The sequence below is a fragment of the Amycolatopsis sp. NPDC049159 genome, from assembly GCF_040648295.1.
Lineage (GTDB): Bacteria > Actinomycetota > Actinomycetes > Mycobacteriales > Pseudonocardiaceae > Amycolatopsis > Amycolatopsis pretoriensis_A.
Genome location: NZ_JBEZDL010000001.1, coordinates 560,496 through 580,236 on the forward strand (window position 1 = coordinate 560,496; position 19,741 = coordinate 580,236).

At 70.5% G+C, this 19,741-nt stretch carries 17 protein-coding genes; 9 read left to right on the plus strand and 8 right to left on the minus strand.

Features of this window, described 5'->3' with window-relative positions; translation table 11 throughout:
• Nucleotides 1–43 precede the first annotated feature (43 nt).
• The 4 genes from AB0B33_RS02695 (at nucleotide 44) to AB0B33_RS02710 (ending at nucleotide 4,161) form a co-directional block, all read left to right on the plus strand.
• Complete coding sequence (locus AB0B33_RS02695; RefSeq protein WP_360765935.1) at nucleotides 44–1,099, plus strand: LacI family DNA-binding transcriptional regulator; 1,056 nt, start codon at nucleotides 44–46, stop codon at nucleotides 1,097–1,099.
• Between the two features lie 74 nt (nucleotides 1,100–1,173).
• The gene (locus tag AB0B33_RS02700; RefSeq protein WP_360765938.1) at nucleotides 1,174–2,463 is read left to right on the plus strand and encodes a sugar ABC transporter substrate-binding protein; all 1,290 of its coding nucleotides are present in this window, start codon (nucleotides 1,174–1,176) and stop codon (nucleotides 2,461–2,463) included.
• Complete coding sequence (locus tag AB0B33_RS02705) at nucleotides 2,460–3,344, plus strand: sugar ABC transporter permease (protein ID WP_360765941.1); 885 nt, start codon at nucleotides 2,460–2,462, stop codon at nucleotides 3,342–3,344. The genes AB0B33_RS02700 and AB0B33_RS02705 overlap by 4 nt, the downstream gene beginning before the upstream one ends.
• Nucleotides 3,334–4,161: a carbohydrate ABC transporter permease gene (locus AB0B33_RS02710; protein WP_360765944.1), complete on the plus strand. Its 828-nt coding sequence runs from the start codon at nucleotides 3,334–3,336 to the stop codon at nucleotides 4,159–4,161. The genes AB0B33_RS02705 and AB0B33_RS02710 overlap by 11 nt, the downstream gene beginning before the upstream one ends.
• Here the strand turns inward: AB0B33_RS02710 and AB0B33_RS02715 are convergent.
• Nucleotides 4,151–5,953 carry a HAMP domain-containing sensor histidine kinase gene (locus AB0B33_RS02715; RefSeq protein WP_360765947.1) on the minus strand — a complete coding sequence of 601 codons (1,803 nt, stop codon included), beginning with the start codon at nucleotides 5,951–5,953 and terminating at the stop codon, nucleotides 4,151–4,153. The two genes, AB0B33_RS02710 and AB0B33_RS02715, sit on opposite strands and share 11 nt — an antisense overlap.
• On the minus strand, nucleotides 5,943–6,638 hold the full coding sequence (locus tag AB0B33_RS02720) for a response regulator transcription factor (RefSeq protein WP_247019488.1): 696 nt from the start codon (nucleotides 6,636–6,638) through the stop codon (nucleotides 5,943–5,945). Before AB0B33_RS02720 ends, AB0B33_RS02715 begins: the two co-directional genes overlap by 11 nt.
• A 157-nt stretch (nucleotides 6,639–6,795) precedes the next feature.
• Here AB0B33_RS02720 and AB0B33_RS02725 point away from each other — a divergent pair, with 157 nt between their 5' ends.
• On the plus strand, nucleotides 6,796–9,918 hold the full coding sequence (locus AB0B33_RS02725; RefSeq protein ID WP_360765950.1) for a GH92 family glycosyl hydrolase: 3,123 nt from the start codon (nucleotides 6,796–6,798) through the stop codon (nucleotides 9,916–9,918).
• On the opposite strand, the gene AB0B33_RS02730 is transcribed toward AB0B33_RS02725, so the two are convergent.
• Nucleotides 9,915–10,811 carry an alpha/beta hydrolase gene (locus tag AB0B33_RS02730; protein ID WP_360765952.1) on the minus strand — a complete coding sequence of 299 codons (897 nt, stop codon included), beginning with the start codon at nucleotides 10,809–10,811 and terminating at the stop codon, nucleotides 9,915–9,917. The two genes, AB0B33_RS02725 and AB0B33_RS02730, sit on opposite strands and share 4 nt — an antisense overlap.
• A gap of 38 nt (nucleotides 10,812–10,849) precedes the next feature.
• Between AB0B33_RS02730 and AB0B33_RS02735 the strand changes: the two genes are divergently transcribed.
• Nucleotides 10,850–11,302, plus strand: a complete 453-nt coding sequence (locus AB0B33_RS02735) for a MarR family winged helix-turn-helix transcriptional regulator (protein ID WP_360765955.1) — start codon at nucleotides 10,850–10,852, stop codon at nucleotides 11,300–11,302.
• A gap of 1 nt (nucleotide 11,303) precedes the next feature.
• On the opposite strand, the gene AB0B33_RS02740 is transcribed toward AB0B33_RS02735, so the two are convergent.
• A complete protein-coding gene (locus AB0B33_RS02740) occupies nucleotides 11,304–12,167 on the minus strand; it encodes an alpha/beta fold hydrolase (protein WP_360765958.1) in 864 nt (287 codons plus the stop codon).
• 117 nt (nucleotides 12,168–12,284) lie between these two features.
• Between AB0B33_RS02740 and AB0B33_RS02745 the strand changes: the two genes are divergently transcribed.
• The 3 genes from AB0B33_RS02745 to AB0B33_RS02755 all read left to right on the plus strand — a co-directional run bounded on the left by AB0B33_RS02745 (nucleotide 12,285) and on the right by AB0B33_RS02755 (nucleotide 14,417).
• A complete protein-coding gene (locus tag AB0B33_RS02745) occupies nucleotides 12,285–13,409 on the plus strand; it encodes a helix-turn-helix domain-containing protein (RefSeq protein WP_360765961.1) in 1,125 nt (374 codons plus the stop codon).
• Between the two features lie 79 nt (nucleotides 13,410–13,488).
• Nucleotides 13,489–13,977, plus strand: a complete 489-nt coding sequence (locus AB0B33_RS02750) for a hypothetical protein (RefSeq protein ID WP_360765963.1) — start codon at nucleotides 13,489–13,491, stop codon at nucleotides 13,975–13,977.
• A gap of 8 nt (nucleotides 13,978–13,985) precedes the next feature.
• The gene (locus AB0B33_RS02755) at nucleotides 13,986–14,417 is read left to right on the plus strand and encodes a hypothetical protein (RefSeq protein ID WP_247019501.1); all 432 of its coding nucleotides are present in this window, start codon (nucleotides 13,986–13,988) and stop codon (nucleotides 14,415–14,417) included.
• 581 nt (nucleotides 14,418–14,998) lie between these two features.
• Here the strand turns inward: AB0B33_RS02755 and AB0B33_RS02760 are convergent.
• From AB0B33_RS02760 to AB0B33_RS02775, 4 genes are all read right to left on the minus strand, one after another.
• Nucleotides 14,999–15,613: a hypothetical protein gene (locus tag AB0B33_RS02760; protein WP_360765965.1), complete on the minus strand. Its 615-nt coding sequence runs from the start codon at nucleotides 15,611–15,613 to the stop codon at nucleotides 14,999–15,001.
• A complete protein-coding gene (locus AB0B33_RS02765) occupies nucleotides 15,610–16,728 on the minus strand; it encodes a hypothetical protein (RefSeq protein WP_360765967.1) in 1,119 nt (372 codons plus the stop codon). The genes AB0B33_RS02760 and AB0B33_RS02765 overlap by 4 nt, the downstream gene beginning before the upstream one ends.
• A 98-nt stretch (nucleotides 16,729–16,826) precedes the next feature.
• Nucleotides 16,827–19,043 carry an ATP-binding protein gene (locus AB0B33_RS02770; protein WP_360765969.1) on the minus strand — a complete coding sequence of 739 codons (2,217 nt, stop codon included), beginning with the start codon at nucleotides 19,041–19,043 and terminating at the stop codon, nucleotides 16,827–16,829.
• Nucleotides 19,040–19,687: a response regulator transcription factor gene (locus tag AB0B33_RS02775; protein WP_360765971.1), complete on the minus strand. Its 648-nt coding sequence runs from the start codon at nucleotides 19,685–19,687 to the stop codon at nucleotides 19,040–19,042. Before AB0B33_RS02775 ends, AB0B33_RS02770 begins: the two co-directional genes overlap by 4 nt.
• Nucleotides 19,688–19,741 lie beyond the last annotated feature (54 nt).

Consider the following 19,741-nt stretch of genomic DNA (forward strand, 5'->3'; position numbering starts at 1 on the left):
CCGCCGGTAGGGTCTGCCGGAGAACGGCGGGAGGGAGTCACGGATGACGGCGGGTTCGGGCCGGGTCACGCAGGCCCAGGTGGCGCGCCTGGCCGGCGTCTCGCAGGCCGTCGTGTCCATGGTGCTCAACGGCTCCGACAGCCTGCGCATCACCCCGGAGACCCGCGACCGCGTGCAGCAGGTGCTCCGCGAAACCGGGTACACCGTGGACATCATGGGCCGTCGCCTGCGCGGCGGGTCCAACCAGATCCTCGGCGTCTTCACCTACGAGTCGGTGTTCCCGTCCGGGGTGGCCGACTTCTACCGGCCGTTCCTGCTCGGCATCGAGGAGGAGGCCGAGCAGCAGGGCTTCGACCTGCTGCTGTTCACCAGCGGTGGCCGCCGCGACGGGCGCCGCCGCATCTACGAGGCCGGCACGAACCGGCTGCGCATCGCCGACGGCTCGATCCTGCTGGGCCGGCACAACGACCCGCAGGAGCTCGCGCAGCTGGTCGAGGAGCAGTTCCCGTTCGTGTTCGTCGGCCGCCGCGAGTCGCCGACCGGGCCGATCAGCTACGTCGGGGCGGACTACGTCGCCGCCACCCGTGAGGTCCACGAGTGGCTGTGGGGCCTCGGGCACCGCCGGATCGGGCTGCTCAGCGTCACCGAGGAGAACGAGCCGACGCTCGACCGCCGCGCCGGCTACGAGGCCGCCGCGCGCAAGCACCGCCGTCCGCCGCTCGTCTTCCTGGCCGAGGACCCGGCGGTCGCGCTGCGGCAGGCGCTCGACGAGGGTGTCACGGCGTTGCTCGTCGAGAGCTCGGCGATGGCCGACGGCATCCTGGCGTGCGCGCACGACCTGGGGCTGACCGTGCCCGAGGACCTTTCGCTCGTCGTGCTGGGCGACGCCGACCCGTCGCAGCAGCCGCACGCGCACGCCGTGCCGAGCACCGCGACCGACTGGTCGATGTTCCGCATCCCGCGCCACGAAATGGGCGTGCACGCCGTGCGCGTGCTCGTCGAGCTGTTGAAGAACCCCCGGTCGCGCCAGCTGCTCCTGCCGTGCAGGATCCACGCGGGCGCCACCGCGACCGGACCCTCCACAACAGACTCCCGCTGAGGCTCAAGCGGCCTGTTGACAGTGCAGGGGGCGACGCTTACCGTCCCTGCTAATTCGAATAACCAGGAGGCATCGTGGCCTACCGGAGAATCCGGCTGCTCGCCGCGGCCCTGTCCGCCGTCGCACTGGCTTCGACGGCGTGCTCGGGCGGCGCCGGTGACGACCAGAACATCGCACTGCGCATGACCGTCTGGACGACGGACAAGAACCAGCTCGCCCTCTTCGACTCCATCGCCACCGAGTACCGCAAGACCCACCCCGAGGTCGCGTCGGTCAAGTTCGACGTCGTCCCGGGTGACACGAGCGCCTACTCCGCCGCGCTCACCACCCAGCTCTCCGGCGGCAACCCGCCCGACCTCGCGTGGATCCTGGAACGCGACGCCCCCGACTTCGTCCAGTCCGGCGCGCTCACCGACCTCAAGCCCACATTGGACACTGCCGCCGGGTACAACGCGGGCGAACTGGTCCCGTCGGCGACGAAGCTGTGGACCAAGGACAGCGGCCTCTACGCCTACCCGTTCTCGACGTCGCCGTTCGGCATGTTCTACAACAAGAATCTGCTGACCCAGGCCGGGATCACCGAGACACCCGACCGGCTGGTCGCGAGTGGACAGTGGACGTGGGACGCCGCCAAGCGGATCGCCGCGCAGGTCGCCGCCAAGGACACCGGCAAGGCGGGCCTGGTCATCCGCGAGTTCGAGTACAAGCAGTGGGTGCTGCTCGCCTCGGTGTGGCGCGGTTTCGGCGCCGACGCCTGGGGCCCGGACGGCAAGACGTGCGGGTTCACCTCGCCGGAGATGACGTCCGCGATGACGTTCCTGCACCAGGCGATCTTCACCGACAAAGCCCTGCCCGGCCCGGGGACTACGGCGGATTTCTTCGCCGGCGAAAGCGGCCTGACCATCGCGCAGATCAGCCGCGCCGGGCTGCTGAAGGCCAAGCCGTTCGAGTGGGGCATCGTCCCGCTGCCCGCCGGGCCCAAGGCGAACGCGCAGGTCATCGGCCAGGCCGGGATCGGCGTGCCGGTCAAGGGCAAGCACGCCAAGGCCGCGGCGGACTTCCTCGCGTTCTTCACCAACCCGGCCAACTCGGCGAAGCTCGGCCAGTACTTCCCGCCGGCGCGCGACAGCCTGCTCAACGCGGCCACGCTGGCCAAGGCGAACCCGCTGTTCAGCCAGGACCAGCTGCAGAACGTCGTGGTCAACGGGATCAAGAACGGTGCGGTGCTGCCGTCGCACACCGGCAGCGCGCGGATCGCGTCGCTCGTCCAGTCCGCTTTGGACCCGATGTGGAAGCCGGACGCGAACGTGCCCGCCGCGCTGGCGGGGGTCTGCCAGGCCATCGACCCGGCACTGAGCCGATGACGTGGACGTCGAGGAAGCGCGAGGAGCTGGCGGGGTGGCTCTTCATCGCCCCGCAAGCCCTCGGGTTCCTCGCCTTCGTCGTGGCGCCGCTGGTCGCGGTGGTCTGGTACAGCTTCCAGGACGTGAACCTGCTCGCCGGGACGTCGTCGTTCGCGGGCGCGGACAACTACGCCAAGCTCTTCGACGACCCGACCGCGCCGAAGGTCGCCCGCGCGACGGCGATCTTCTGCGTCGGCCTGGTCGTGCTCAACCTGGTGCTGGCGCTGTCGCTGGCCTTGCTGCTGAACCTGAAGCTGCGCGGTACCACGGTGTTCCGCACGGTCTTCTTCTCGCCGGTGGTCGTCACGCTCGTCGCCTGGACGATCGTGTGGAACTTCCTCCTGCAGGACAACGGCGGCATCAACGCGCTGCTGCAGACGATCGGCGTCGACGGGCCGAACTGGCTGCGCGGCAACGGCACCGCGATGCTGTCGGTGATCGTGGTGCAGGTGCTGAAGAACGTCGGCCTCAACATGGTGCTGTTCCTGGCCGCGCTGCAGGGGATCCCGGCGTCGATCACGGAGGCGTCGCAATTGGACGGTGCCGGGCCGTGGCGGCGGTTCCGCTCGGTGATCCTGCCGATGATCAGCCCGACCACGCTGCTCACCGCGATCATCACCGTCGCCGGTGCGCTGCAGGTGTTCGCGCAGATCCAGGTGCTGACCCTCGGTGGCCCCGCCGACAGCACCAACGTCCTGGTGTTCTACTTCTACCAGCAGGCTTTCGCCAACCACGACCTCGGCTACGGCTCCGCGCTGGCCGTCGTGCTGTTCCTCGTCATCCTCGTGCTCACGCTGCTGCAGTGGCGGATGCGGAAGCGGTGGGTGTTCCATGAGTCGTAGGGCGAAGATCGCCTGCTACGCGGTGCTGGTCGTGCTGGCCGTGCCGTTCGTGTTCCCCACCTGGTGGATGATCACGGCGTCGCTGCTGCCGGCCAACGAAGTCCTCGCGTACCCGCCGAGGCTGTTCCCGGACCAGCCGCAGTGGGAGAACTACCGGGTCGCGTTCACCGACTTCCCGTTGGCGCGGCAGTACTTCAACAGCCTCTACATCGCCGTGCTCGTCACGCTCGGCACGATGTTCTTCTCCTCGCTCGCCGGGTACGCGTTCGCCCGCATCCGGTTCCGCGGCGAGAAGCTGTTCGCGCTGATCCTCATCGGGCTGATGGTGCCGAGCGAGGTCACGATCATCCCGCTGTTCCGGGTGGTCGACGACCTCGGCCTGACGAACACGCACTGGCCGCTCATCGTCGTCCCGATCTTCGGGGCGCCGAGCGTGCTGGCGACGTTCGTGATGCGCCAGTTCTTCATCACGATCCCGGGCGAGCTCGAAGAAGCGGGCCGGCTCGACGGCCTTTCGCGGTTCGGGCTCTACCGGCGCGTCGCCCTGCCGATCGCGAAACCCGCGCTGGCCGCGGTGGCGATCTTCACCTTCCTCAACACCTGGAACTTCTTCCTGGAACCGCTGGTCTACCTGACCGACAAGGACATGTTCACGCTGCCGGTGGCGCTGACGCAGTACGTCGACGTCTACGGCGGTCACCTCTGGAACGTCCAGCTCGCCGCCGCGACCACGACCGTCGTGCCGGTGCTGGTCGTGTTCATCATCGCGCAACGCCAGTTCGTCGAAGGGCTCGCCCAAAGCGGCCTCAAAGGCTAGGTCCGCCGCCACCCACGTCGCCGGCCTCGGCACCCTCGCCACCGCGATCCGCCTTCGGCAGCCGGACGGTGAACGTCGATCCGCTGTCCACTTCGGACTCGGCGGTCACCGTGCCGCCGTGGGCGTGCACGAGGTGTCGCACGATGGCGAGGCCGAGCCCGCTGCCGCCGGTCTGGCGGCTGCGGGACTTCTCGGCCCGCCAGAACCGGTCGAACACGTGCGGCAGGTCCGCGGCGGCGATCCCGGTACCGGTGTCCGCCACGGCGAGCGCCACCTCGTCCACAGTGGAGGAAACGCGGATCGTCACCCGGCCGCCGGCGGGGGTGTGCCGGATCGCGTTCGTCACCAGGTTGCCGACGACCTGCCGCAGCCGCACCGGATCGGCGGCCAGCGCGGTGTCGCCGTCGGCCTCGACGGTGAGCCCGACACCGGCCGCGGCGGCCCGGTCGGCCTGCGCGACGACGACGTGCCCGGCCAGCTCGGCCGCGTCGAGCGGCTCGGGGTGCAGCCGGAGCTGCCCGGCGTCGGCCGCGGCGAGGTCCTGCAGGTCGTCGACGATGTGCTGCAGCAGCGCGGTTTCCTCGAGCAGCGACGCGCTCAGGGCGTGGTCGAAGGGCAGGTGGCCGTCCTCGGCGGCCTCCAGCCGGCCGCGGATGACGTTGAGCGGGTTGCGCAGCTCGTGCGCGATGTCGCTGACCATCGCCTTGCGCAGCTCCTCGATGCGCTCCCGCCGCGCGGTGAGGTCGTTGAACGCGGTCGCGAGGTACCCCACTTCGTCGCGGGACTTCACCGGCGCCGGGCGGTCCTGTTGCGCGGCTTCGGTCAGCGCCCGCAGCGGGCGGGACAGCCGGGTCGCCACCAGCACCGTGAGCGCGACGGCCAGCACCAGCACGCCGCCGGTCACCGCGAGGATCCGGGTCAGGTTCTCCCGGGACAGCGTGAACGTCGGCAGCTGCGACCCGCCCGGGCCGAGCGTGAACAGCAACGCGGGCGGCGCGACGAACGGCGTCAGCTGCTCGCGGCGGGCCGAGTCGAGGCAGCCCTGGGTCGGCCGCTGGTCGGGGACGTCGAGGACCTCCAGGTCGAGGCCCAGTTTCACCGGGTCCGCGCCCTGGCTCCGCAGGCAGCGGTTCACGATTTCGTCGAGGCTGCGCAGCGCGCTTTCCTCGGTCGGCGTCGGCGCGGCCAGCTCGTACAGGCCGCACTTCGAAGCGAAGTAGCGAGCGGACAGCGGGTCCAGCCCGGTGAGCTGCGCCCGCCCGCTCGGTGACTCCCGCACCTGGCTGGGAAGGCCGACCACGGCGAGGCAGGCGGTGGCCTTCCGGGCCACGGCGGCGAGCTCGTCGCGTTCGGACTGCGGCAGCCGGAACGGGCCGGCCGCCCGCGGGTCGATCCCGCTCGTGCCGGCCTGCGGCAGCAGCACCGGGTCGACGTGCAGCGGGTCGACCGACGCGGTCGCCTTGACCGGCAGCGTGACCGGGGTGCCGCCGGAGTCGCCGAGGACGTGCCGGTCGAGGGTGGTCAGCACGATCCGGCGGCCGGTCTGCTCGGACAGCGCTTTCAGCCGCGGGCCGACCTGGCCCCACGTGTGGTTGGCCGCCGCGTAGCCGAGCAGCTCGGTGTAGATCGTCGCGTCGCCGGAGAGCGCCTGGCCCTGCTCCTGCTGGATCGCGCGCGTGGTGGTCTGCACCGCGAGCCACGCGGTCGCGGCGATCGAGGCGAGCGCGATGAGCAGCGAGACGCCGGTGAGCCGGACGACGAGGCTGCGCCGCCGGGGGAAGCTACGCGTCATGTTCCGCCGTCAGCTTGTAGCCCACGCCGAACACGGTCCGCAGGTAGACCGGCTTCTGCGGGTCGGGCTCGAGCTTCTTGCGCAGGTTGAGCACGTGGACGTCGATGATCCGGGTGCTGACGAACCGGTCGTCGCCGCGGGTCAGCTCCAGCAGCTGGCGGCGGGTGAAGACCCGGCCCGGCTGCCGGATCAGCGTCTCGAGCAGCTGGAACTCGCCTGGCGTGGTCTCCACCGCGCGGCCGCCGACCGACACCTCGTGCCGGACCGGGTCGAGCCGCAGCGCGCCGGCCCGCAACGCCGGGTCCGGTGGTTCCCGCCGGCCGGCGGTCCGCCGCAGCAGCGTGCGGACCCGGGCCATCAGCTCGCGCGGGCTGTACGGCTTGGTCAGGTAGTCGTCCGCGCCGAGGTCGAGGCCGAGCAGCAGGTCGTCCTCGGTGGCGCGGGCGGTGAGCATCAGCACCGCCACGTCGGACTCCTGCCGCAGGATCCGGCAGACGTCGAGGCCGTCGACCTTCGGCATCATCACGTCGAGGACCAGCAGGTCGGGCCGTTCGCGGCGGGCTTCGTCGAGGGCCGCCCGGCCGTCCGGGGCCAGCACGACGGTGTGGCCCTCGCTTTCGAGGTAGAGCCGGAGGACCTCGGCCTGCTTCTCGTCGTCCTCGGCGACCAGTACACGTGCGCACACCGCGTCGAGGTTAGGCGCCCTGACACGGCCACCACCCGATCCTGACCGGATCTTCATACGTTGAGGGCACGAGCCAGGTCTTTGTCAAAGTGTTGACCCGGAGGTGCGGCGCAGGCAAAGGTCGGATGACAAGGCTGTCGGCTCTGGGAGGCACCGGGTGCGGTACAGGTTCATGGCGGCACTGGTCGCGACGGCGGTGATCGGGGTGCCCGCCGTCGTTTCGGCGGCGCCGACAACGTTGTCACCGCTGGTCGGGGACCCGGCGGCCTACGTCGATACCTTGATCGGGACCGGTCGCGGCGGGAGCTCGGTCGGCGAAATCAACAACTTCCCCGGCCCGGCGGCGCCGTTCGGGATGATGCAGTTCTCGCCGGACACCCAGGGCGCGTACGCCGGCTACCAGTACCACTCCGATCAGATCCGAGGTTTCAGCCTCGACCACGCCTCGGTCGGCTGCAACGCGTTCGGGGACGTGCCGATCCTCCCGGTCACCGGCGACGTCGGCAGCGCGCCCTGGGACCGCACCGAGCACTTCGGCCACGACGGCGAGCAGGCCGAGCCGGGCTACTACGCCGTGACGCTGGCCGACTCGAACGTCCGGGCCGAGCTGACCGCCACGACCCGCACCGGGCTCGCGACGTTCACCTACCCGGCCGGCTCGACGCCGCAGGTGCTCGTCAAGGGCGGTGCCAGCCTGGCGGGGAACTCCGCCGCAACTCTGAAGATCACCGGTGACCGCGAGGTGAGCGGGTCGGCGACCACCGGCAACTTCTGCGGCAAGCCGAACAAGTACACGGTCTTCTACGACATCACGTTCGACCAGCCGTTCACCGCGCACGGCACGTGGGACGGCTCGTCGGTGAAACCGGGCACCGACAGCGTCGACTCGCCGCGGGCGGGCGCCTACCTGACGTTCGGCTCGGGCACGGTGCACGCGAAGGTGGCGATGTCCTATGTGGACGTCGACGGCGCGAAGGCCAACGCGGCCGCGGAAGTCCCCGGCTGGGACTTCGGCGCGGTCCGGAAGTCCACTCGCGACAAGTGGACGCAGGCGCTGGGCAAGATCCGCGTCGCGGGTCGCGACACCGCGCAGCTCAAGACGTTCTACACCTCGCTGTACCACTCGCTGCTGCACCCCAACACGTTCGACGACGCCGACGGCCGGTACACCGGCTTCGACGACCAGGTCCGGACCCTGCCGAAGGGGCGGCACCAGTACGCGAACTTCTCCGACTGGGACACCTACCGCTCGCTCGCGCCCCTGCACGCCATGCTCTTCCCGAAGGAAGCCAGTGACATGGCGCAGTCGCTCACGAACGACGCCGTCCAGGGTGGCTGGTGGCCGCGCTGGCCGATGGCGAACGACTACACCGGGCAGATGACCGGCGACAGCTCGGTCGCGCTGATTTCGAACCTGTACGCGTTCGGGGCGCGGGACTTCGACGTCAAGACGGCGCTGAAGTACCTGGTCAAGGGTGCGACCTCGGTGGACGGAACGCCTGGGGCGTACCAGGAACGGCGGGGGATCGCGGACTACGTGGCCCGCGGGTACCTGCCGAACAACGACGCTTCCCGCGGCGACCACGCCCGCGTCGGTGCGTCGATCACCCTGGAGTGGGCGATCGACGACTTCGCGATCGCGCAGTTCGCGCAGGGCATCGGTGACCGCGACGTCGCCCGCGAGTTCACGAAACGCGGGCAGAACTGGCAGAACCTGTTCAACCCGCTCACCGGCCACCTCCAGCCGCGCGGGCAGGACGGGCGCTTCCCGGACGGCCCGGCGTACGTCCCGCCGCCGCCCGGCAAGTTCGGCCAGGACGGGTTCGACGAGGGCAACGCGGCGCAGTACACGTGGCTGGTGCCGCAGGACCCGGCCGGCCTGGTGACGGCGATGGGCGGCCCGGCCGCGGTGTCGTCCCGGTTGGACACGTTCTTCCAGAAGCTGAACGTCGGCCCCAACGAGCCGTACATGTGGGCGGGCAACGAGCCCGACTTCGGCGTCCCGTGGCTGTACAACCACGTCGGGCAGCCGTGGAAGACTCAGCAGGTGGTTCGCGAGATCGCGACGACGCTGTTCAGCGCGACCCCGGACGGCGAGCCGGGTAACGACGACCTCGGTGCGCAGTCGTCGTGGTACGTCTGGGCCGCGCTCGGTATCTACCCGGCCACGCCGGGGACGCCGGACCTGGTCGTGCACAGCCCGCTGTTCGAGCGGGCGGTGCTGTCGCTGCCGTCCGGGCGGACGCTCGACATCCGGGCGCCGCAGGCACCGGCGACGTACGTCCATTCGCTTTCCTTGAACGGCCGTGACTGGAACCGGACGTCCCTGCCCGCGAACACCGTGCGGGACGGCGGGCGGCTGGACTTCTCGCTGGTGTCCACTCCGGACAAGCGCTGGGCGTCGAACTCGGTGCCACCGTCCTATCGGGACGGTGAGCGGCCGTACCTGACGTCGGTGACCAACCAGGTCGCCGTCGCGCCGGGGACCAGCGGCGAGTTCACGGTCAGCGGGCAGCGGCTCGCCGGGCGCGAGCGGGCGCTGGACGTGGCCACGCGGGCGCCGGCCGGGCTGTCGGTGACCGGGCCGCGGCAGGTCCGGCTCGACGACCGGACCGGGAGCGGTACGGCGAAGCTGAGCGTGGCGGTGGCCGCCGGGACGGCCGAGGGGTACTACCAGGTGCCGGTGACCGTCGGCGGGAGCAAGACTTCGGTGATCGTGCTGGTCGCGCCTCCGGGCGGCCTGGCGGCCGCGTACGCGAACGTGGGCATCTCCGACGACGGTGACGCCGGTTCGGCGGACATCGACGGCGCCGGCAACAGCCTCTCGCGGCAGGCGCTGGCCGCGGCCGGCCTGGTCGGCGGCAAGCCGGCGTCGGTGTCCGGCACGACGTTCACCTGGCCCGCGGCGCCGGCCGGACGTCCCGACAACGCGGCGGCGGCCGGGCAGGTCGTCCAGGTGTCCGGAACCCGCCTGTCGTTCATCGGCACGGCCTCGAACGGCGACCACCGGGGGTCGGCGACGGTGACGTTCACCGACGGCACGACCGCGACCGCGGACCTGTCCTTCGGCGACTGGGTCTTCCCGGGCGGCGGCACGGACCCGGTGTTCGGCAACACGCTGGTGGCCCGCGCGGACCACCGCAACCAGCCGGGCGGCCAAGGCGGCGGGGCGTCGGTGTACGCGACCGCGCCGTTCGACGCCCCGGCTGGCAAGACGATCGCCTCGGTGACCCTGCCTTCGGACCGCGACCTGCACGTCTTCGCGATCGGCCTCGCCTAGCCCGGGAGGTGCTGGGTCAGGAAGAGGGCGGCGCGGTCGAGGGCCTGATCGGCCTCGTCCAAGACCCCGGCGAAGCACTGGAACACGTGCGGGACGTCGGCGGTGACGTCGAGGACGACGTCCACCCCGGCGGCTCGCGCGCGGGCGGCCAGGCGCGTCGAGTCGTCCAGGAGCAGTTCGTTGGTGCCCACCTGGAGCAGCATCGGCGGGAAGCCGGTCAGGTCGGCCAGCACCGCGGGGCTGATCAGCTCCTGGCGCGGGTCCTGGCCCGCGAAGTACATCGCGCCCGTGCGGTCCAGGCCCTCGCGCGTCAGGATCGGGTCGGCGGCCGCCTTCGTCCGCATGCTTTCGCCGGTCCGGGTGCCGTCGAGCCCGGGGGAGAAGGCCACGATCGCCGCCGGCAGCGGGAGGCCGGCGGCGCGGGCGCGCAGGCAGGTCGTGACCGCGAGGCCACCGCCGGCGGAATCCCCGGCGAACGCGACGGCCGACGGGTCCTCGCCGCTTTCGAGCAGCGCCCGGTAGGCCTCGAGCGAGTCGTCGCTCGCGGCCGGGAACGGGTGCTCCGGCGCCAGCCGGTAGTCCAGCGAGAGCGCCGGGAACCCGGTCCTGGCCACCAGGTTCCCGGTCAGCGAGAGCGCGGTCTCGGGCGAGCCGAACACGAACGAACCGCCGTGGAAGTACAGGATCGTCCCGGGACGCGGCCCGCCGGCCGGCTCGACCCGCAGGGCCCGGCGGCCGCCGAGCGTGGCTTCCGCGGTCCGGATGTCCTTCGGCACGATCATCGTGGCCATCAGCGCCGCGAACCCCGACCGGATCTCCTCGACCGATCGCGGCCCCTCGGGTACCGGTGCGCGCAGCATCGCGTCGATCTTCGCGCGTTGGTCCTTGCTCATCGTCGTCCTCCGAAGTAGATGCCGCTACAGTATATTCCGTGGCATCTAAATCGGGGGACCCCTACGTCTTCTTCTCCGACCTCGTCCGCTGTGAGACGCGCCTCTACAACGCGCTCAACGACCGGCTGCGCGAGCGGCACGGGATCGTCACCTCGCAGTACGAATTCCTGCGCCACCTGCGCGAACACCCCGGCTCCCGGGTCGCCGACCTGGCCGCCGAGTTCGCCATCGGCATCGGCGCGACCAGCAAGGGCATCGACCGCCTGGAACGGCACGGGTGGATCGCCCGGCAGCCGAACCCGGCCGACCGCCGGTCGTCCCTGCTGGTGCTGACCGCCGAAGGCGCGAGCCTGACCGAGGCGGCCGGCCGGACCTTCACCGAGGTGCTGACCGAGCTGGTCGGCGACGCCTTCGACGACACCGCCGTCCAGGCCGTGTCCCGGCTGCGCGCGAGCCTCGAGCGCGACCGGATCGGCTTGCCGACGGGCTGACTCAGCCCGGGGAACCCACCGCGCAGACCTTGATCGGGGTGGCGTGAGCCGGGTCGAGGGCGTTGCGCACCAGGTGCCAGACGTTCAGGTCGTACGCCTCGCCGATGTGGCCGACCGGGTCGAACGGGCACGAGTCCTGGACGTAGCGGTTGTGGACGCCCGGCTCGCGGATGAACGACGTCTCCGTCGGGGTCACCAGCTCGTCGTAGCGGGAGGTGATCACCGTGTAGTCGATGCCGGGCTGGGCGACCGGGCCGGTGTTGAGGGCGACGATCGCCGCGCCGCCGTCCAGTTCGTCGGCGAAGATCGGCAGGCCGATCGTCTTCACGATCGTGTCCCACGTGCTCTTGCCCAGCAGCGTGTAGGCCAGCGTCAGCAGGCCGGACGCGTTGGCGCCGTGCGTCGGCGGGGCGATCGCGACGACCTTGCCGATCTCGCTCTGGATGCCCTGCATCTTGGCCAGGTAGATCGACTGGAGGCCGCCTTCGGAGTGCCCGACGACGTCGACCTTCGCCGCGCCGGTGGCCGCGCGGACGCGCTCGACGAAGTCCTTGATCTCCAGTGACGACTCCGCGACCGGCTTGAGGCCGCCGACGAAGGGGAACTGGGGGTAGGCGCCGTAGGTCAGGGAGAACGTGCAGTAGCCGCGGGCGGCCAGGTCGGCCTGGAGGAAGTTCAGGTCCTCGTAGTAGGTGGCGAAGGTGCCGTGGAGCAGCACGACCGGGTTCGGGTGGGCGGCGCCCGGACGGCACGCGAAGTCGTTGTTGCCCCCGGCCGCGGCCGCCTGGGCCGGGACCGCCGCGCTCAGCGCCAGTGCGCCCGCCAGGCCGATCGCGGCCAGCCATCGTTTCGTTCCCCGCGCCATTGCGAAGTCCCTTCGTCTGGTTGTCATGCACAGCATGCGCTCCTTGATCAACGCTGTCTGCTGGCAAAACGCGCAGAAACTTGCCCTGACCGTTTGTGCACGGTGACAATGCCGGGCATGGACGCCGTCGACGCGCTGTTCCCGCGGGCGGGGGAGATCGCGGCCGCGATGATCGCGAAGTGCGCCGCCGAGATCCCCGCGTACCGGCTGCTGCCGGCGAGCGTGCTGGAAGGCGACCTGGTCGCCAACGCGCGGGCGGTGTTCGAGCTGTTCCTGACGACGGTCGCCGAGGACCGGCGGCCGACCGCGCCGGAGCTGGCGCTGCCGATCGCGTGGGGTGCCGAGCGGGCCCGCGACGGCCTGCCGCTGGACGCCGTGCTGAAGATCTACCCGCTGGCCGCGAGCGTCGCCTGGGACCTGGCGGCCGGCGACCGCGCGCTGCTCGGCGCGCGGATGCTGGACTTCCTCGGCGAGGTGATGCCCCGGGTGGCGGAGGCGTACCTGAAGGAGCGCGACGACCTCGACTGGGAGCGGCGCGAGGACCGCCAGAACCTGGCGGCGAGCCTGCTCGCCGGCCGTCCGGTGCGCCGGATCGACCTGGCCGAGAGCTACGACGTCGTCGTCTTCCACCTGCCTTCACTGCCCGCTTCGGCGGGTTCCCGTGCGGCGACGGACCTCTTCCGCGCGGTCCGGTCCGATTTGGACACCCAGCCCGGCGTGCTGGTCACGTTCAAAGGGGACGGTGGCGTGCTCCTGGTCCCCGCCGGGGTCGCGGCCGACGCCGTCGCGGCGCGGGTCGACCGCGTCTGCGGGCGCCCGTGCACCGCGGCGGCCGCCCACGCGCGGACGCTCGCGGCCATCCCGGCCGCGCACGCCGAAGCCGGCGAAGTCCTCGGGCTGGCGGAGAGCCTGCGCCGGGCGCCCCGGCTGTACCGCTTGGCGGACCTGGCGATCGAGTACCAGCTGGCCCGGCCGAGCCCGGCGCGGGAAGCGCTCGCCGCCGTCCTGCTCCCGCTCGAAGATCACCCGCACCTGATCGACGCCCTGCGTGCGTTCGTGATTTCGGGTTACAACCGCGGTGAGGCGGCGACCGCGTTGAACATCCACCGCAACACGCTGACCTACCGCCTCGGGCGCGTCCAGCTGATCACCGGCTACGACGCGACGCGGCCCGCGGACGCCCGCCACCTGACCGCCGCGATGACGGCGTACGACATCTCCCGTCAGGAGTTGTCGGGATAACGCTTGCGTCGCGGTTCGCCGGATCCGTTGCGGATCCCGCCGGCCGCCCGATTCCAGGGAGCGGACACGGAAGAAGGTGATGGCCGTGAACGCGACCAGAATCGCCGTGGCCGCCCTGGTGCTGCTGGGTGCGACCGCGTGCGGGATCCCGGTGACCGGCGTGCCCGTGCCGGTCACGGTGGTGCCCCAGGCGCCGGTCACCAGCACCGCGACGGTCGCGGTGCCCGCACCGGTGTACGTCCAGCCGCCGGTTTCGTTGCCACCGAGGGAAAACCCGGGGGCGGCGGCCACGGTGATCGCGTACTACGACGCGATCAACCGGCGTGACTTCGCCACGGCGTGGTCCCTCGGCGGCAGCCGCATCGCGGGCGGCGGCGGGTACACCAAGTACGCGGGTGGTTTCGCGACGACGGCGTGGGACACGCTGACCGTCACCGACATCCGCGGCAGCACCGTCCACGTCGTCCTGTCGGCGGCCCAGACCGACGGCACGACCCGGACTTTCTCCGGCACGTACACCGTTTCCGGCGGCGTCATCGTCGGGAGTCACATGACCAGGACGGGATGAGAACCGCCATGCGTACACTTCGGACAGTCGCGGCGCTTTCCGCCGTGCTCGCGTTGGCGTCGTGCGGGTTGCCGCGCACGATCGCCGGAAGCGCCTCCCAGGCACCGGTTTCGACGGCGACGGTCACCGCGCCGAGCACGCCGACGGTGACCGCGCCGGTGCCGCAGACCGTCTACGTGCCCCCGCCGCAGACGGTGACCGCGGCCCCGGTGGGCGTCGCCGCGACGAGCCAGTGGTACGCCCAGCCGGGCTGGATCAACGCCCAGTCGTGGATCGCGATCACGCCGTCGGCCGGGCAGACCCCGTGCCAGTGGCTGCGCGCGAGGGGGTACAGCTACGCGCAGGCCTACGCGGCGTGGGCGCAGAACGGCTACCCGGCGAGCTGGTCGGCGACGAACGACGGCTACCCGTGCCAGAAGTCCTACGGCATGCAGCACTGAGCGACCACTTCGTCCAGATCCCGACTTCGCTTCGCTCGGCAAGGTGAGATCCGGGAGGAATTCGACGCACTGCGTGCGGATCCGGCGCCGGACGTGCAGGCCGGTACCGGCCACCGGGCGGGTGGCGCGGACCGAGCCTCCGGCCACCGTGCCGAGTCGCATGAGGACGCCGGAGAACACTTGCGCCGTCGGCGGCGACGCGGTCCGGATCGGCCAGCGCCCCGGTGGCGGCCGGGCACTGGGCACTGGGCCACGATCGAACATCGATGGCCGACCCGCGCCGCGTTCGGTCCGCGCCGCGGCCGGGCCGGGATCGCGTTCGTCCCCGGTGACCGGAAGCGCTACGGCCTGACGCTCGACCAGCCGCTGTGGCCCGACACCAGCACCCGGCCGGCTCGGCGCCGGCCGCGGCGGCCCTCGTGGCGAACTTTCGGGCGGCTACTGGTGTTCCAGCGCGGGTGGGTGGTGGCGCGGCTGACCCGGAGGGAGCTGTCCGAGCGTCGAGCGTGGCGATGGACGCGAGCAGCTGAAAGGACCGGGCCGGGAGCTGGTCGCGCTCCCGGCCCGGTCCCATGCTTGGGTCAAACGAGGTCGAGACCCACAGCCGCGCCGAACTCGGCTTCGAGAACGCCGTCGTCGGTGCTTGCGATCAAGTGCAGTCCCGGTGTGCGTTCGGCCTGCTCCGCGGCCAGCTCGGTCGGAATCGACAAGCTGATCACGATGAGTTCCGGGATCCCGTGTACCCGGGCTTCCGCCATCATCCGCCTGACCGTCGCCGAATCCAAGGGAAAAGGTGTGTGGCGGATGACTACGGCAATGCGTTTCTGCTTGCGTTCCAAAACGAAGTCGAACGGTTCATCCGGCGGATTCACCACCTTCCATTCACGCGGACGCTGGGCATCCAGCTGACGGATCAGGTGCGTGCGAATTCGATCGGCGTCGTCCGGGTGCGGACTGCCCGAAGTCCCGTTCAACGCTTCGGCGACGCCGTCCTCGACCCGCCGCCCGATTCGCCGGGTCATCGCGATCTCGACGAACTTGAGCGGTGCCAGGAGCAAGAACGCGGCACCCACCTCGAGCAAAACGGACTGCAGGTATCCGTCGCAGTTCCAGCCGATGAGCACGGCGGCGACGCCAAGGGCGGTCATGAGGGCGCCGATGCCGACGCCGCCGCCGCGCTCGAAGGCCTTTCTCACGCCGACAGCGATTCGCGGACCGGGTCGAGCACGATCCCGATCGGGCCCCTCGGGTTCCGGTCGATCCTGATCTTCAGTTCCTGACCGCGCCGGTAGCGGTCCTGGGCGCCGTGACCGAGGTCGAGGAACAGCTCTTGGAGAGTGCCCCGCGTGTCGGACAGCTGGCAGAACCCGTACGCGGTGAAGATCTTGGTGATCGTGACTGTGATTTCCGCACCGAGCGGGATCGCGCACAGCGCGCGCGGGTTGCGGTCCTGCTCGCGGGGCGCCTGGGCGACGAAGAACACCGCTTCGCCGCGTTTGACCTCACCCGCTTCGAGGCAGATGTTGTCCCGGTGCAGGTAGTAGGTCTCCCCGTGGTCGCCCGTGAGGAATCCGATCTCCTTCTCGCCGAGCCAGTTGGACACTGTGCCCCGCTGCCAGGCGACGCGCTCGCGCGCCGGACCGGATTGGGGCGGGACGATCGGCTGTGGCACGGTGATCTTCGTGACGGCTCTCGATCGGACGCCGAACGACTGGGCGGCCCAGAGGATCTCGTGGTAGGAGATCCGCTCGCCCGCTCCTTCCGCAGGCAGCTCTTCGAGTGCCGCGAGGTACTGGCTGCCCTCGCGGTTGATCACGTTCCCGTAGGTGGCGAACACCTTCATCATGTTGGCCGCGCCCACGGTCGGTTCGTCCACGAAGATCGCCCCCGCGTTGGCGCCGTCCGAGAGCCGCTCCGCCCGGTCGGCGACCGGGCCGATGTAGGTCGTGTCCACACCGCCGGGGAACTCGACCGCTCGGCCGGTGGCGACGCCGATCGCGCAGTTGCAGCGGTAGCTGTTCTCCCGCTGCGCTTCGGTGATCCGCTCCTGGACGATGATCGCGGCGTTGATCGCCTCGGCCGCCCGGTCGATCGGGAACGCCGCCACCACCCCATCGTTCAGGTACTTGCTGATGGCCCCGCCTTCGCGCTCGACCGCCTCGCCCACCTGGTCGAAGAACCAGAAGATCGTGGGCAGCCAGTTGGCGTCGCCGGTCCGCGTCTTCAGGGTGACCGCGTCGGGCAGTGTCAAGTGCATGATGACTTTCTGCTGCCACGCCGGATTGGTGAACCGTTCGCGCAAGGATTCCATTTCGCACCTTCTCGTCCGATGAACCGGGCTGTGTGCCCGATGGGTTCATCGTGGCGCGGTACGCCCCTCGGCCGCTGTCCGCAAAATCCAGGACACCTTCACCGAGCAGCGACGGAAACCTCGACACAAGTGGCTTCCGGTTCGTCGTCGACCGTGCCCGCGGGTACCGTCGCGCGCAGCAGGCCGGCACGCTGGGAATCGCCGGGGACGCAGACCAGGCTGATGGTCGTCCGGCCGGGTTCGGGATGCAGGCTCAAGATCACTTCGCGCGGGGTGACCGACGTGCTCAGCGCGGATTCGAGGAGGTCACGCACTACCCGGGGAGGCTCCATGGTGTCGGTGTCGGCCTGGATGGTGACGACGCAGCCGTCCAGCCGGGCGGTTTCGAGTCGCCGCCTGCTGCCGGTGTCCAGCACCCCGGGAATGTGCAGCTCGTCGCGCGCCATCCACTCGAGCGTGCGGGCGCGGTGCCGGGTCGCCGCGGGGTCGTCGGTCAGGCCGCCGCCGGTCGCGACGTCCCGCAGGAACGGCAGGATTTCCCGGCCTATCTCGTCGATCCGGCGTGAACGCCAGGCCAGTCTGCTGTCCCGCGCCGCGGCCGCACTGGCGATCTCAGTGCGCTCCGCGCCCGCTTCGAGCACCACTTTGCCCAGCTTCGCGATCGTGCTCGTGATCACCGCGCCCGAAACGAGGCAGAGTGACGACGACATCGCGGCCGGCAACGCCTCGACGAAGGACTGCGTGTGCAGGACTCCTCCGAACACCAGCGCTGCCAGCGCGCACTGCTGGATCAGGAGGACGATGGTGGCTTCCCAGCGCAGTCCCAAGGTGAAGAGGACCACGAGGATCGGTCCGATCGCGCCGACGGGCCACGACACGTAGGTCTGGATGCTGTCCGCCGGGATGACCAGCAGGGCCCAGACCGCACCTGCGGCTGTCCACAGTGCGGCGACGCGAACCCCGGCTCGGGGGAACGGCCGATCGGCTCGGGAGATCAGCAAGGCCGTCGCCGTGGCCATGATCCCGTACCAGCCGGCGAGCCAAGGCATCGACGGAGCGGCGTCGAGGTGGCGGACGACCGGGATGGCCATGCTCAGCAGGTAGGGGAAGCACACGGCCGCCAAGGGGCCGCGGACGTCGTCCACCGCCGCGTGCAGACCTTGGACCCACGATTGCGTCACCGGCCCGGATTCCGCCGCGTCGGCGGCCGACCAGGACAGCTCCACGGTGGTACCCCGGCCGGGTACCGAGACGATCGTGGCTTTCCCGCCGACGTCGGCCATGCGGCCGGTGACGGAGTCCCGCAGTCCCACGGAGGTTCCCCGGACCTCGGCGGGCCGGAAGCCGACGCCGTCGTCATGGATCCGCACGGTGAATCCGTCGTTGTCCCCGCGCAGGTGAACGGACACCCCGCTCGCGCGTGCGTGCCGCTCGACATTGACCAGCACTTGCCGTGCGGCGTCGAGTGTCGCCCGGGCGACCGGCGCGGGCACCGTCGGGGAACCTTCGCTGAAGAGGTTCAGCTCGAGCCCGGCCGGGGACGGCAAATCAGCGAGCAGGAGTTCGAGGCTTTCGGCGTTCTCCGCCGGCATCCGTGGCTCTTGCTCGGCTCGGCGTACGGCTTCACCGCAGGCGGCGCGGACAGCTTCCCGGTCGATCCCGACCGTGGCGACTGCGCGCAGGGCCGCCGAGACATCGTCGTGCAGGATCCGTTGGAAGTCTCGATGCGCTGCCCGGCCGGCCGCTGCTTTCGCTTCGACGACCTGCGCTTCGTGCAGACTCTGCTGTGCCTGGTCAGCCCGAGTTCCTGCTGCCCTGAGCACCTTGGTCACGGCGGCCGAGGCGACCGGTGCGGCCAGAATGGGCCACAGTCCTTCGATCGCGCTGTCCGCCCCGCCCACCCACACGGTGACGAGCACGTGTGCGAACCCCAGGGTCGAACAGATCAGCCAGGTGCGGATCTTGGAGTGGAAGCCCGCCACCAGGATGACCGCGACCACGACCGGGGTGGGTCTGGCCGACAAGGGGATCAGGACCGGTGCCGGCGCCAGGTTCGCCAGGACAGTCGCCAGCGCCGCCACCGATGCGATGATCCCATCGCTTTCTTTCAACCGGAGTTGCCAGCTTCTGAACGTCAGGACGACTAGGTAGCAGAGAAAACCGGTGGAAGCGATCCACGCCATGGTGTGGATGCGGCCCGCCACCGGCAGGAACGCACCGAGAAAGGAAATGACGAGCAGCACGGTGAGGACCGCGAAAGCACGTTGAAGTCCGCGCTCGACGCTGTAGCGGTAGGTTCCCGGCGAACCGCTCACCCGGTGGGCCGGTCTGGAGGCAGTTCTATGTAGCCGTCTTGGAGGGCGAAGGCAGCCAGCTCCCCGGGACTCGCGGTGACGTTCCCGGCTCTGGAGTACTTCTCGTCCACGCGCTTGAGATACGTCGGGAGTGTGTTCTCGCTGATGCCGAGCTCTTTCGCGATGAGCTTTCGCGGCTTGCCCTTGGCGATCAGGGTGAGTACCTCGCGTTCGCGCGGGGTCAACCGCACGACCGCGCGAGGGTCGGTGACGATCGCGTGCGCCAGCCTGCTCGAGTACGATTTTTCACCCTTCGCAGCATCGCGAATCGCGTCGACCACGCGTTCACCCGGGTCGCCTTTCAAAACCAGGCCCAGCGCGCCGGCGTCGAGGGCTTCTCGGACGATCCCGGGCCGGGAGTCGGAGGTGTAGATGACCACCTGGGCGTCGGCGGCGCGAATGCGCTGCACGTTCTGGGTGATGTCCCGTTCCTCGGGCAGAAGCAGATCGAGCAGCACCACCGTTGCGGTCACGGGCTCGGCGAGCAGCGCCGAAACGGACGGGTGCACCGCGCAGAGGTCGACGTCTTCAGCGTGCTCGGACAGGTAGGCTTGAAGTCCGTGGAGCAGCATCGGGTGGTCGTCGACGGCGGCTACGCTGATCACCTGGTCTCCTTCGCGAGTGAGCGAATGAGCGAATGAGACGTCGCTTCCTCCGGC

Excerpts from the sequence above, each read along its gene's own strand:
- AB0B33_RS02755 (WP_247019501.1), top strand. The coding sequence starts at position 13,986 with ATGCGTACACTTCGGACAGTCGCGGCGCTTTCCGCCGTGCTCGCGTTG.
- AB0B33_RS02695 (WP_360765935.1), top strand. The coding sequence starts at position 44 with ATGACGGCGGGTTCGGGCCGGGTCACGCAGGCCCAGGTGGCGCGCCTG.
- AB0B33_RS02710 (WP_360765944.1), top strand. The coding sequence starts at position 3,334 with ATGAGTCGTAGGGCGAAGATCGCCTGCTACGCGGTGCTGGTCGTGCTG.
- AB0B33_RS02765 (WP_360765967.1), bottom strand. The coding sequence starts at position 16,728 with ATGGAATCCTTGCGCGAACGGTTCACCAATCCGGCGTGGCAGCAGAAA.
- AB0B33_RS02745 (WP_360765961.1), top strand. The coding sequence starts at position 12,285 with ATGGACGCCGTCGACGCGCTGTTCCCGCGGGCGGGGGAGATCGCGGCC.
- AB0B33_RS02715 (WP_360765947.1), bottom strand. The coding sequence starts at position 5,953 with ATGACGCGTAGCTTCCCCCGGCGGCGCAGCCTCGTCGTCCGGCTCACC.
- AB0B33_RS02750 (WP_360765963.1), top strand. The coding sequence starts at position 13,489 with ATGGCCGTGAACGCGACCAGAATCGCCGTGGCCGCCCTGGTGCTGCTG.
- AB0B33_RS02740 (WP_360765958.1), bottom strand. The coding sequence starts at position 12,167 with ATGGCGCGGGGAACGAAACGATGGCTGGCCGCGATCGGCCTGGCGGGC.
- AB0B33_RS02705 (WP_360765941.1), top strand. The coding sequence starts at position 2,460 with ATGACGTGGACGTCGAGGAAGCGCGAGGAGCTGGCGGGGTGGCTCTTC.
- AB0B33_RS02730 (WP_360765952.1), bottom strand. The coding sequence starts at position 10,811 with ATGAGCAAGGACCAACGCGCGAAGATCGACGCGATGCTGCGCGCACCG.